The sequence below is a fragment of the Streptomyces sp. NPDC002790 genome (genome assembly GCF_040295505.1).
GTDB lineage: Bacteria > Actinomycetota > Actinomycetes > Streptomycetales > Streptomycetaceae > Streptomyces.
In genome coordinates, this window is the sequence record NZ_JBEOVM010000041.1 from 39,454 (window position 1) to 51,702 (window position 12,249).

Annotated in this window: 10 protein-coding genes; 5 read left to right on the plus strand and 5 right to left on the minus strand. The window is 69.3% G+C overall.

Annotation, left to right across the window (positions count from 1 at the left end):
* Positions 1-30: 30 nt before the first annotated feature.
* The 5 genes from ABT004_RS19910 (at position 31) to ABT004_RS19930 (ending at position 6,121) form a co-directional block, all read left to right on the plus strand.
* Positions 31-1,506 (plus strand): NUDIX domain-containing protein, encoded by a 1,476-nt coding sequence (locus tag ABT004_RS19910; protein ID WP_351338445.1) that lies wholly within the window; start codon positions 31-33, stop codon positions 1,504-1,506.
* Complete coding sequence (locus ABT004_RS19915) at positions 1,503-2,762, plus strand: M15 family metallopeptidase (protein ID WP_351338448.1); 1,260 nt, start codon at positions 1,503-1,505, stop codon at positions 2,760-2,762. Before ABT004_RS19910 ends, ABT004_RS19915 begins: the two co-directional genes overlap by 4 nt.
* 162 nt (positions 2,763-2,924) lie before the next feature.
* Positions 2,925-4,109: a bifunctional class I SAM-dependent methyltransferase/NUDIX hydrolase gene (locus tag ABT004_RS19920; RefSeq protein ID WP_502966961.1), complete on the plus strand. Its 1,185-nt coding sequence runs from the start codon at positions 2,925-2,927 to the stop codon at positions 4,107-4,109.
* Between the two features lie 18 nt (positions 4,110-4,127).
* Complete coding sequence (locus tag ABT004_RS19925) at positions 4,128-4,976, plus strand: hypothetical protein (RefSeq protein ID WP_351338454.1); 849 nt, start codon at positions 4,128-4,130, stop codon at positions 4,974-4,976.
* 158 nt (positions 4,977-5,134) lie between these two features.
* Complete coding sequence (locus tag ABT004_RS19930; protein ID WP_351338456.1) at positions 5,135-6,121, plus strand: phosphotransferase family protein; 987 nt, start codon at positions 5,135-5,137, stop codon at positions 6,119-6,121.
* Here ABT004_RS19930 and ABT004_RS19935 read toward each other — a convergent pair.
* Genes ABT004_RS19935 through ABT004_RS19955 form a run of 5 tightly spaced genes read right to left on the minus strand, consistent with a single transcriptional unit; the run spans position 6,114 to position 12,147 of the window.
* A complete protein-coding gene (locus ABT004_RS19935) occupies positions 6,114-7,358 on the minus strand; it encodes an ATP-grasp domain-containing protein (RefSeq protein ID WP_351338458.1) in 1,245 nt (414 codons plus the stop codon). The two genes, ABT004_RS19930 and ABT004_RS19935, sit on opposite strands and share 8 nt — an antisense overlap.
* Positions 7,359-7,369: 11 nt before the next feature.
* Complete coding sequence (locus ABT004_RS19940) at positions 7,370-8,521, minus strand: glycine amidinotransferase (protein ID WP_351338461.1); 1,152 nt, start codon at positions 8,519-8,521, stop codon at positions 7,370-7,372.
* 28 nt (positions 8,522-8,549) lie between these two features.
* Positions 8,550-9,530, minus strand: coding sequence for an aspartyl/asparaginyl beta-hydroxylase domain-containing protein (locus ABT004_RS19945; RefSeq protein WP_351338464.1), 981 nt, complete (start codon positions 9,528-9,530; stop codon positions 8,550-8,552).
* A 14-nt stretch (positions 9,531-9,544) separates the two neighbouring features.
* Positions 9,545-10,951 (minus strand): preATP grasp domain-containing protein, encoded by a 1,407-nt coding sequence (locus tag ABT004_RS19950; RefSeq protein WP_351338466.1) that lies wholly within the window; start codon positions 10,949-10,951, stop codon positions 9,545-9,547.
* Positions 10,952-10,980: 29 nt separating this feature from the next.
* Complete coding sequence (locus tag ABT004_RS19955) at positions 10,981-12,147, minus strand: cytochrome P450 (RefSeq protein WP_351338468.1); 1,167 nt, start codon at positions 12,145-12,147, stop codon at positions 10,981-10,983.
* Positions 12,148-12,249: the final 102 nt, after the last annotated feature.

The window sequence follows — 12,249 nt, forward strand, 5'->3', positions numbered from 1 at the left end:
CTCCCGCTCCAGCCCTCTGAGGTAGCCCTCATGCCGTTGTCGCACCACCACATCCGCACCACCGTCGATGCCTACCTCGCTCGCCACCCCTACGAGCGCGAGCAGCTCGGCGTCCTGCTGGACGCCCTCGACCGGACCGGTGAGGACATCGCCAGCCGCTCGACCTTCACCGGGCACGTCACGTGCGGGGCGATCGTCGTCGACCAGCTCGGCCGCGTCCTGCACGTGCTCCATCTGGCCAGCGGGAAGGTACTCGCCCCTGGCGGCCACGCCGAGCCCACCGACGACGTCCTGGTAGCGGCGGCGCTGCGGGAGCTGCACGAGGAGACCGGAATCCCGCCGCAGGCCGTCACGCCGTGGCCCGGCTACGAGACCGTTCCGCTGGACATCGACATCCATGACATCGACGCACACCCGGGCAAAGGCGAACCCGGGCACCAGCACTTCGACCTCCGGTTCCTCTTCCGCCTGCACGCCGAGGGCGAGGTATCCGTGGCGTTGCAGGAGGACGAGGTCGGCGGCATCGAATGGCGTCCCCTGGACCGGGTGACCGCACCGACCCTGCGCGAAAAGCTGCTCAAGCTCCCGCTCCATGCCGAACCGGAAACTGCCAACGCCTCGGCCCTGATCCACAACGACCGAGGCCAGTACCTGCTCCACCTGCGCGACTACTTCCCCGGCCAGATCTGGGAGCCGGGCATGTGGTCCCTGCTGGGCGGCGGCCGAGAACCGCAAGACGCCACCCTGGAACACACCGTGCGGCGCGAACTGACCGAGGAAGCCGGCCTCGACCTCGCCGACCTCACCCCGTTCGGCACCGAGTACGCCACCAACGACGCCGGCACGACGGTGCCCATCGCCATCTACGCCGGCCGCTGGAACGGCGACCCGCGCGAACTCCACCTCACCGAAGGGGTGATGCTCGCCTGGTTCGCACCCGAAGACCTGCACCGCCTGCGCATCGCGGACACCACCAGCGACCTCGTACGGCGCCACGCCGCCACCCTTCCGGCAACGCTGAGCCAACCCGCAGCCGAGGAAGAACGCCGGGCTTCACCGCACGGCACTGTCCCCAACATCATCGGCGTCCACCTCTACCTGGAGCGGTCCGACGGCACGGTGCTGCTCGGGCTGCGCCACCGCACTTCCGTGTTCGCACCCTCTACCTGGCACGCCCTGGCCGGGCACTGCGAGCAGGAGAACGCCATTACCTGCCTCATCAGGGAAGCCGAAGAGGAGGCCGGCCTGCACATCGAGCGACAGGACGTCGACCTCGTCCACGTCGTGCACCACATCGACCGCGCCGGGGACCAGCCCCGCATGGGGCTCTTCTTCCGCGCCCGCACCTGGCGCGGCGAGCCAGAACTGCGCGAGCCGGACAAGTGCACCCAGTGGAAGTTCTGGGATCCGGCCGAGCTCCCCCACGACCTCGTCCCCTACACCCGGGTGGCCATCGAGAAGATCCAGAACGGTGAGCTGTACAGCGAGACGGGCTGGCCCGCATGACCCACACACCGGCCAGCGCACCCCGCCCCATGCCCGCCGTGAAAGCGGTCGGACGTCCCGACACTCGCCTCGTGGTGATCCGCGGCAACTCGGCGTCCGGCAAGTCGAGCGTGGCCCAGGGGCTGCGAGATCGCTACGGCCGCGGAGTCGCGATCGTGGGCCAGGACGTGATCCGCCGAAACGTCCTCCGCGAGCACGACACAACCGCCGGCGCCAACATCGCCCTGCTGGGCACCATCGCACGCCACGCCCTGGACGCCGGATTCCACGTCGTACTCGAAGGAATTCTGTACGCCGACCGCTACAGCCGCATGATCACGTCGCTGGTGCGGGACCACCGCGGCATCTCCAACTGCTATTACCTGGACGTGCCGCTGAGAATGACCCTGGCCCGCCACGCGTCGAAGGCGGATGCCGCATACCTGGAGCAGGTCACCGACGACCACCTCACTTCCTGGTACCGGGAGCTGGATCTGCTGCCCGGCGATCTGGAGACCGTGATCCCCGCCGACAGCACTCTGCAGGACACCGTCGCCCGGATCGTGCGTGAGACCGATCCGGCTGCCGCCCCACCGCCGCAGTACAAGCCGTCACAGGGAGACTCGATGAACCCTCTGGTGTTGATGTCCGATCCACAGGTCGCCGCAATCCCAGTGCGCGAGTGCGGAGAGCCGCTCGTCGACGTGCGCGACCACGGCTTCCGCGTCGACCCCCGCAAGGAAGACCCACCGGGCGCGTTCGCCCATGTACGTGAAGGGGTTCTCGCCCGGTTGAAGCACGCCCGCTCGCTCCTGCCCGCCGGCACCGACCTGCTGTTCATCGAGGGCTACCGGCCGCTGGCCCTGCAACAGAGCTACTTCACCGACTACCACAACGAGCTGGCCGCCGCTCACCCCGGCTGGACACCTGAACAGCTTCACCAGGCCGCCAGCAGGTACGTCTCGCCCCCGGATATCGCGCCTCACTCCGCGGGCGCGGCCGTGGACGTGACCCTCGTTGACCAAGACGGCCACGAACTCGACCTCGGCACCCGCGTCAACGCCTCTCCAGAGGAGAGCGAAGGAGCCTGCTTCACGTATGCACCGAACCTCAACAACCAGGCGCGCCACCACCGCACGCTGCTGCTCAACGCCATGGAGGGCGCGGGTTTTACGAACTACGGAACTGAGTTCTGGCACTTCTCGGCAGGAGACCGGTACGACGCGCTCCTGCGGAAGGATCGGCGCGCACGCTACGGACCGATCGAACTGCCTTAGCGCGTACGGAAGACGGCTGACCGCCGAGCAGTTCGGCCAGATCCGGCTCGATCCCGCAGAACACGACATGTGGGCCGTCCACGACCTCTCAAGTTCTGATGGCGCCGCGCGCCTACCTGATTAGTCACCCTGACCCCCGCCCCGCCCACCAGGAGGCACCCCATTTCCGCCGAGGACACCAACACGCTGGCCTGGCAGATCTATGGCCAGCGGCAACTCGCTCGCGCCTACACCCCGCCCGTCCCCGAGCGGCTCTCCTGGACGCCCTGGGAGGGGATCGGGCCCGGAGTGGAAATCCTCGGCGGCGTTGAAGGCCGCCAAGTCCTGGACATCGGCTCAGGGGCGGGCCAACATGCCGTCCACCTCGCCCAGGCACATGGAGCGCGCGTCACCGGCATTGAGCTGTCCCCGACCCAGCACGAACGCGCAGAGAGCACGCACGCGGACGTGGACGGCGTGGAGTTCATCCAGGCAGACATGGCCGAGTACCTGGCCGGAGCCGAGCCGTTCGACGCCGCTTACGCAATCGGGACCTTGGGGTTCATCGACCCGCACCGCTCACTGCCGGCACTGCGCGACGGTCTGCGCCCCGGCGCTCCGCTGATCCTCTCGCTCCTCCACACCGACCTGCACGGCCGCGGTCCATCCACCGAGGCGGCGCCGCGCGAGCAGATGATCCTGCTGCGCGACGACCCGCCACTGCCGACGCAGATGTGGGTCCTGGCACCGCAGCTGTGGGAGGACCTGCTCACCGAGTACGGCTTCCGTGTCGAAGCCATCGATCTGTTCCCACACCCCGACGAGAGCGCCAGGGTTGTCCAGCAACTCATCCGCGCCCGGCGTTTCCTCGACCGGCCAGTACGCGTCTCCAGTCGCCCTCGCAGCACCCGAGCCCCCGCCGCTCACGCGGCCGTCGGTGTCGGTGCGATCCTGCTCAGCGAGCAGGGCATCCTGTTGGGCCGACACCACCGCGGCACCCTCGAACTGCCCGGCGGCACTGTGGAAGCCGGGGAATCTTTCGAAGACGCAGTCGTCCGCGAACTCGCCGAGGAGACCGGTCTGGTCGCCCGAGTCAGCGACGTGCAGCTACTCGGCACGCTCGTCGACCACGTCGACGGCGTCCTCCGGGTCACCGTCGGCGCGCTCGTCCACGCCTGGCAAGGGCAGCCGGCCACACAACCGGACGAGAACGTTGGCGACTGGGCGTGGTACCCGCTCGATCAGCTCCCGGACGAACTGTTCGTGTGCAGTGCTCAGATCCTTGCAGCCTGGCGAAGCGACCTGCCCATCGACCATTCCCCCGCCCACTTCACCCCCTTCGCTTCGGCCAAGGCATCCCAGCTCTGAGCTGACGAGGATTTCGCAATGACAGCTGCAGTGTTTACCGCCCCGGCCCAGCGCACGGACCGCGACCGGATGGTGCGTGCCCACGCGGCGGCGGCCCGCGAACTGAGGGTCGCGGCCTCTGGTTCCTTGGTGTGGGGGTGGCAGGGGCGCACGCTCGGCAGGCGTGCCGACCGGTTCTGGCTCCGTCTGCTGTGCGCACCCCTGGAGAAGGAGGGCGGGCATCTGTGGGAGGGAACAGCGACGGCGCAGCAGGCGCTGCCGCGCAGCATCCCTCGCCCCGCCCTGCACCACGTCCTGGACTGGACAGCCGGTGTGCACGCCTACCGGGCAGAACTCACCGAGTACGTGCCCACCCGCCCCCTGGAGACTGGTAGCCCCGTCCTTAAGCGCGAGGTGGACCTTCCGAACGCGTGGTGGCAAGACCTCAAACAAGCGCTCGCCGACGCGTCTAAGACGCCGACATCCCGGGTCGCTGTCCGGCAGGGGTGGGTGGATAAGAGCTTCACTCGGTTCCTCGGCATCCCGCCGGTCCAGATCACCGCCACCCAGACCGGACATGGCGACTTGCACTGGGCGAACCTGACCGGACCACCGGTGGTACTCCTCGACTGGGAGGGGTGGGGGCGGATGCCAGTCGGCTTCGATGTCGGCGTGCTGCACGCCTATAGCCTCACCTGCCCTGGCACTGCGCACCGGATCCGTCAGGAATTCCACGGCGTGCTGGACTCGCCCGAGGGACGGGTCGGGGAACTCGTCGCCGTAGGCCAACTCCTGCAGGTCGTAGATCGCGGCGGCCATCCAGAACTGGGTACTCCGCTCCGGCTCCATGCCGCGTCACTTACCGGCGTGCCCGTCCCTCAGGCGTGAGCCGCCCAGCGATTCGCTGCGGGCCCTTGCGCCCGCCCCGCTAGCATCAACCGGGGCCCGGCCGACGGCAGGACGAAGACGTCAAGGCGAAGTTTTGCGTTGCCGATCAACGGACACCACCGGCGGATGGTGTACGCCCACGAACGCCAAGGAGTCGCATGGACTTCCGTCCAGTCCGACGTGCCCCAGGAGCATTCCAGCAGTCGCTCGTCCCAGATGACTTCACCGCGGTATGCCATCGGGCTTTCGGCCCCAGCAGCAGCCCCCTCTCGGCCGTCGAACTGGGCCTAGGGATGTACAACAACACCTACAAGATCGAACTAGCCGGGCACAACAGGCCGGTTATCCTGCGGGTAGCGCCGGAGCCGACCCGTCAGTTCCGTTCCGAGCAGCACCTGATGCGCAACGAGTACGCCTCCGTGCCGTGGCTGGCAGTGATCGCGCCGCTCATGCCTCGGGTGATCGCGGCCGACTGGTCGCACGAGATCGTCCGCAGAGACTGGATGATCCAGTCATGCCTCGACGGAGTGCCCGCCCCCGACCGTCTGGGCGCGTATCCACGCGAGGCGTGGCCCACGTTCTACCGTCAGATGGGCGCCATCACACGCTCCGTGCACGATGTACGCGGACCTCGCTTCGGCCCTGTCGGCAGCACAGGACACGCCACCTGGAGCGAGGCCGTCATCACGTCCTTGGAAGAGATCGCCACCGACCTGGAGAGCCTCGCTCTGGAGTCCTCGGACATTCGCAAGGTTGCCGCGTTGGCCGGTCACAGCCACACCATCCTCGACGAGGTCACCGACCCAAGGCTGCTCACCGGAGACCTGTGGACTGTCAACGCTCTTCTCGATCCCTCGGCGAGCGAGCCGACGATCACGGGCGTCCTGGACTTCGACCGCACGTGGTTCGGTGACCCCGCCGCCGACTGGACTATCCGCATGGCGCGGTCCAAAAGCGACGAACGCCAAGCCTTCTTCGAGCCCTACGGCGCGCTGGACGATACGCCCGCAGCGCAGTGGCGCGCGCTCGTCTACGAGGCCCGCCACCTGGGCGCGCTCAGACTGGAGCGCCACCGGCTGGGCAAAACCGACGCGGTCAGGGAGAGCTTCGACGCGGTGGCCAAGGTGCTTGACGGCCTCAGCTGACTGCGGTGATTCCCGGGTCGGAATCGACGTCGACCTGGATTCGCCGCGAAAGCGCATCGGCTCGCTCCTCAACCTCGCTGGCATCCGAGCCGGTGACCACGAACGATCCCAGACGGTGGCTGTTGGCACGCGGCTGCTGGACAAGGTCGCCGATCACCGCTCGCCGACGAACGAATGGCACGCCCGGTCCGGTCTCGGGGAAACCACGCAACGACGTCAGCCGCCCGGAGCGCGGACTCGTCACGAAGCGCACGGTGGCATGGCCGCGCTCAGAGCGGTTGATCGCCACAGGGCAGCCCAAAGCGACATCGAGCAGTGCGGTCCACACGTCGAGCCCCAGGGCGTGTTGGAGCAGGATTCCGATATGCCCGGAGCCGAGGCGCGCACCGATCTCAATGACCGGGCACGTCCCGTCCTCACCGACGATGACCTCGGTGTGCGAGGCTCCGTGCCGGATCCCAACCGCCCGGATAGCCGCCTCCGCCGCGCTGTACACAGCTGCCTCGACGGCCGCGGGGAGAGTGACGGGCAGGCTGTGCCCGGTCTCGACCCTCTTCGCCCCACTGGTTACGTGCTTGCGCGTGACGGCGAGATGTGTCGGCGTACCATTCTGGGTAAGGGACTCGACGCTGAACTCCGATCCTGCGGCGTACGCCTGGACCAAAACGGGCGCCGCGCTGTCCCTGCCGGTGTCCGATGTCGCGCGGGCGTCATCGACAGCTTCGGCGAGTTCCCCCGGATCATTCGCCACCGTGACACCCGCGGAGCCCGCCCCGGCCAGCGGTTTGACCACGTAGGGGAAGCCGACTCGCGGGCCCTCCAAAAACACCCGCAGGTCGGCTTGATCGCCGACGAGGGCCGCGGGCGGGCTATGCACCCCAGCCCTCGCGAAGGTCTCGGCCATCCTGGCCTTGTCACGGGCGGCCCGTGCCTGGGCCGGATCGTTGCCTGGCAAGCCCAGTTCGGCGCACAGGTAGGCGGCGAGTTCTGTCAGGTACTCGTTGACGGTCAGCACCGCCGCGACACCCCGACGGCGGGCGTACACAGCGATCTCGTCGAGGGCCCTGTCGGGCCGGGCAAAGTTGGTGACGAGGTGCCCGGACAGCAGGGCCTTCAGCTCCGGCCCCCAGCCGGCGTACGCCGCTTCGGTGGTCGCAGCATAGACCTGGTGCCCACGGGCTGCCGCAGTGGCGGCGAGGGTGCCCGCCTCGGGGCCGGCCGCGTCCAGGAGCAGCACTCCCGGGAGGGTCACGACAGGTAGTTTTCGAAGCCGCCGGTGCGGTGGGTGTCTAGGGTGAAGCAGTGGAACCCCCCGCCGAACAGTCGCCGGTGCCGGTGCCGTACGGACACCACGTCGAATCCTTCGGCCTCCAAGAGCTTGGCCAGTCCGTTGCACTCCTCGTTGACCAGCACCGTGCGCTCGTCGACCGAGAACACGTTGAGGTCGATGTACGGGCTGGTGAGGACCAGGTCCTCGTAGTCGTCGTAAACCGGGAACGCGCCCGGGTCCGGCTCCGGGGGCACGATGTAGCGCCACGAGCGCAGCGGCTCGGGCATCAGGTCCCGGATGCCGTCGTGCCGGGCCAGGAACACCCCCGGCTTCAGGGCGAGCACCATGCTGTCGATGTGGTTGTCCGCCATCCGCCACACCCGGTGGACCCGGTACTCGTGGCCGAGGTGCCGCTCCAGCCACTCTGCGCCGCGGGCGTGATTCTCCTGCGCGACGTTGACGACCAGGTCGCGGCCCAGGCGCAGCACCTGGGCGCCGTCCAGCATCATCTCTATGCCAACGTCGTACGGGCTGGGCTGCGGGGCATCGATCGCCTCGGTCGGCCCGCCCAGGGTGGTCGCGGTGTCCCGGGCGTACGACAGGTCGAACGACAGGTCGGTGAGGGTGGGGCGGGGCATCGTCGTCCACCGTGCACCGTCCTCCCAGTAGCGGGTGAAGACCGGGGCGAGCAGGCGGGTCTCCAGGTAGCGGGAGCGGATCGCCGGCGGCGTCTCGATGATCTCGCTCCCGAGGATCAGCGTGTTGTCGCGGATATTCAGCGCCGGGGTCGGGGCAGCTTCCCATCCCAGGCCCGCGATCGGGGCCGCGTCCGCGGGCAGGGTCAGCGGCCGGTGCACGGTCACGCCGAGGCCAGCGAGCGTCGCGGCCAGGGCTTCGACGTCCTCGTGCAGTTCCTCGGCGTACCGCGCCTTGATGGTCCAGCTCTCTCGGTGGCCGGCTGCCGCCCGGGTCAGGCGGGGATAGGCCCAGTCCGACCGGAAGCCCGTCAGGTTCTCGTGGTGGAACAGCTCGAAGCTCACGTCGCGGTCGTGTCCAACGTAGTTGGCGGCAGACCCGACGATGACCTCCTTGAGCGGGGTGAAGTCGTCATAACTGTTCAGGCGGGACATGGGCCTTCCTCTCGGGCAGCGGAGCGGATCAGGAAGTACGCGAGGCTGCGGCCACGTGCCGCTCAGCGAGCGCGCGGCCGTGGCGAGCCCGCAGCGTCAGGCCAGTACCGTCGCGGTCCGGCTCGAGGGTGCGCTGCTCACTCCAGCCGGAGAACCGGAACTCAGGGTCGTCGACCGGGACGAGGGCGAAGGCACGTCCCGCGATCGTCAGTGCGAGCACACCGTCGGCGCCGCGGTCAATGCGGGCGGGGATGAGGGAGCCGTCCAACGGGGTGGAGGTGTCGAAGTCCGCGAACCCGGCCGGCAGCAGTGCCTCGTACGGCAGCCCAGCAGGCCAGACCGGAGCGGACGACGGGGCCTTGCGGTTGATGAGGACCTCGCCATAGGCCATCAGATTCTGCCAGGAAACCGGGAACCAGGCCGCGAGGTCGGCGGTGAGCAGGGCGTCGACCACAACATGGACCCGGGTCACCGTCGGGCTGGTGTTGCGCACCAGGTGCTCCCGGGAGAAATCACCGAACCAGCAGGTGCCCGGCTGCCAACAGTGCTCGACACCGTCCAGCACGAGGATGGCGGCCGGGTCGGTGACGACGGGGATGTGTAGGCGCACGATGCCGCGGTCGAGGCGGTACTTGGGGTCGCAGTGCGCCTCCGATACGGCGCCGGGGCCGAGCGCCATCAGCCGCACCGCGTTCAGCGGTGCGGGGATGGTGTCCAGAACTTCCGCGAGGTACGGCAGCTGGTCGAGCCAGCGCGTCGCCTGGAACGTCTGAGGTCCGGGGCCGCCCGGGTCGGTGCGCTCCGGGTCGCCGCCGAGGCTGCGCAGCGCCAGGACCCGCCAGTCGATCGTGGCAGCCTGGCCGACCTGCCCGTCGTGGGTGTGGGTGCGCTGCACGTTCCAGGTGTGGGCGGTGACGGCCGCTAGCTCGGCGGCCAACCGGCCGGGGTCGAAGGCAGGGCGGAGTCGGGCAGCTTCGGGCATCGGCCCGGTGTGCGTGGTGGTGGACACAGGGAGGCTCCAGATCAGGAGGAGAAGGACACGGTGCCGGTGCCGATGTGCTGGCTGGCGTCGTAGGTGCCGGCTGGCACGGTCGCGAACCGCGCGTCGAGCAGGGCGAACGCGCTCGCGTGGCCCTCGGCGGGGTCGTAGGCGAGGCAGAACACGAACTGCACCGGCTCCCCGGGTGCGAGGGGGATGGCGGGCATCGACACGATCACCCCGGTCCGGGTGGCCGGGTCGTAGGCCAGAGCCAGCTCATCGAGCGCTGCCAGGAACGCGGCGAAGGACGGCACCGCCCACGTGGGCGGGACGTGGTACTCCACCACCTGCCGGGCCGGTTCGGCGGTGATGTCGACGATGCCTTGGGCGATCGACTGGTAGATGTGCAAGGACCCGGAGACCTGGGCATTAACCTCCGTGAACACCACTGTCTGGTCGGGTAGGACTAGGGCGTCCGCGCTCAGGTGCCCGCGGTAGCCGAACGCCCGGTACGCCTCGGCCAGCCGGGTGCCGCCGTCGACCAGTGCCGCACGCACCGGGTCGGCGACGCCGTCCAACGGCACGACCTGGTGGCTCAGGCGCCGCCCGACGTACAGCAGGCGGCCCGTCTCGGTGGCCCGAGTACCGGCGTCGTAGGCATAGTGCTCGGAGTACACGGCGTCTGCGCCGGGCGCGAACTCCTCGATGACGACAGGCCAGCGGCCGTCCCCGCTCGCCCAGGGCCACCGCTCAGCCCAGTACGAGGCGATGCCGTCGGGGCCCGGAGCCAGGTGATGCAGGTGCCGAGCGCCTACGTGGTCAACGGCCATTTCCTGTTCACTGACGAGGAGTTGGTTGCCGACGCCGGCCCCGTTGTGGGCCTGCTTGACCATGACGGCCCCGGAGGCCGAGTCCTTCAGCAGTGCTCCGGTCGCTTCGGTCGCTTCGGCGAGGCTGCGGCAGATGCGGCCCGGCAGGATCGGCACGTCGGCCGCTGCCGCCAGGGCCCGGAAGTTCGCCTTGCTGTTCCCGATCTCCCCGCCGCCCTGTCCGAAGAAGGCCGCGCCCGGGAAACGGTCGGCCACACCCAGGGCATCGGCGAGCCGTGTCACAGCGGCCGATGGCCACAGCGCGAACACCTCGCTCACTGCGTCGGCTTCGCCCGGGCCGAGCGAGGCGCGCAGCTGCTCCACGAACGCGGGCTCGGTCAGCGAAGAGGGGTCGAGCAGCCGGTCGCCCCACGCTCCGGCAGGGGCGATCAGCAGGGTCAGCTCCTCGCGCTTCGCGCCGGTGTGGGCCAGGGCGTAGTCGGTGAATTCCGCGTCCGGCTCGCAGCACAGGACGAGAAGGTCTCCGGGGCGCGCGAACCAGAGCAGACGCTGGGTCCAGGCCCGCATGTCGTGGCGCTCGCGGATGGACGGATCGATGTGGTTGCCGATGAGGATGCGCACAGCAGCTCCTGAAGGTGGGATGGCGTTCCTCAGCCGAGGAGGACGGGCAGCGTGTCGAAGGCCCGCATAGTCGCTGTGCGCCGCCGCACACTGTCGCCGGCAGCGGTCAGGCGAGCGGGGTGGTCGTTCAGGGCCGCGACCAGGGCGCGCAGCCCCGCCTGGGCGACCGTCGTCCCGATGCAGGAGTGCGGCCCCCATCCGTAGCCGAGGTGGCGGTTCGGGGAGCGGTCCAGCACCAGCTCGTCCACCCGCGAGAAGGCGGCCGGGTCATGGTTGGCCGCCGCGAACAAGGGGATGACCTTTTGGCCCGCCTCGATGACGGCGTCGCCGATGCGGCAGGAGCGCACGGCTATGCGCGTGGTGCCCTGCACCGGTCCGTCGAAGCGCACCAGTTCGTCCACGCCCGTGGCCAACAGCGCCGGGTTCCGCATCTGCTCCAGGGCTCCAGGGTGGCCGAGGAGGGTCTGCACGGCGTTGCCGACTGCCGCGGCCATCGTGCTGTAGCCGCCTTGGAACACCACCCGTGCCGTGTTCTTCACGTACAACCGGGCCAACGCATCGGAGTCGGGGGACACCGCCTGCCGCACCTGGGTCAGCAGCCCGGGCCGCGACGAGGCCGTGAACCAGTAGTCGACCAGGTCGCTCAGCTGCTGGCGGGCGACGCGGCCCGGCTCGACGAGCGTCGGATTGAGGCCGCCGTCCATGCTCCGCATGATCGCGTCCGACACGGCGGCGAACTCCTCGTACGGCGGAGCCTCGACACCGAGCAGGTCGGACACGACCGCCACGGACAGCGGTACCGCGATCTCGGCCATGACATCGAACGCGCCGGCACCGGCCAGCTCACCGAGCCGTTCGCGCGCCAAGTGACAGGCGCGTTCTTCGAGCCCGGTCAGGTCCTGGGCCCGCAGCGCGGTCATGAACAGGGACCGGATCTGGCTCTGCTGCGGGGGGTCGAGCGTCTGCACGCTCAACGACGGTTCGGGCACCGTGCCGCCGGTGCGCCGGGCATCGCGGGCGAACGTTGCGTGATCGCGCAGCACGCGCACACAGTCCGCGTACCGGGTCAGCGTCCACGAGCCCATGCCCTCGTGCCAGAACACCGGCTCAGACAGGCGCAGTTCAGCGAGAACCGGGTACGGATTGCGCAGGACCTCGGGGTCTAGGGGGTCGTAGCGGTCGATCAAAGATGGCATCGCGAGTCCTTCCGGAGCGGGGGGGGGGGGGCCGGGGGGGGGGGGCCCGGGTAGAAGTGGGGGGTGTGGGGTTTGGGGATACGTAGGCGGACAGCGGAGCGG

Coding starts and splice junctions, on each gene's coding strand:
- ABT004_RS19910 (WP_351338445.1), top strand. CDS start 31: ATGCCGTTGTCGCACCACCACATCCGCACCACCGTCGATGCCTACCTC.
- ABT004_RS19915 (WP_351338448.1), top strand. CDS start 1,503: ATGACCCACACACCGGCCAGCGCACCCCGCCCCATGCCCGCCGTGAAA.
- ABT004_RS19925 (WP_351338454.1), top strand. CDS start 4,128: ATGACAGCTGCAGTGTTTACCGCCCCGGCCCAGCGCACGGACCGCGAC.
- ABT004_RS19930 (WP_351338456.1), top strand. CDS start 5,135: ATGGACTTCCGTCCAGTCCGACGTGCCCCAGGAGCATTCCAGCAGTCG.
- ABT004_RS19940 (WP_351338461.1), bottom strand. CDS start 8,521: ATGTCCCGCCTGAACAGTTATGACGACTTCACCCCGCTCAAGGAGGTC.
- ABT004_RS19955 (WP_351338468.1), bottom strand. CDS start 12,147: ATGCCATCTTTGATCGACCGCTACGACCCCCTAGACCCCGAGGTCCTG.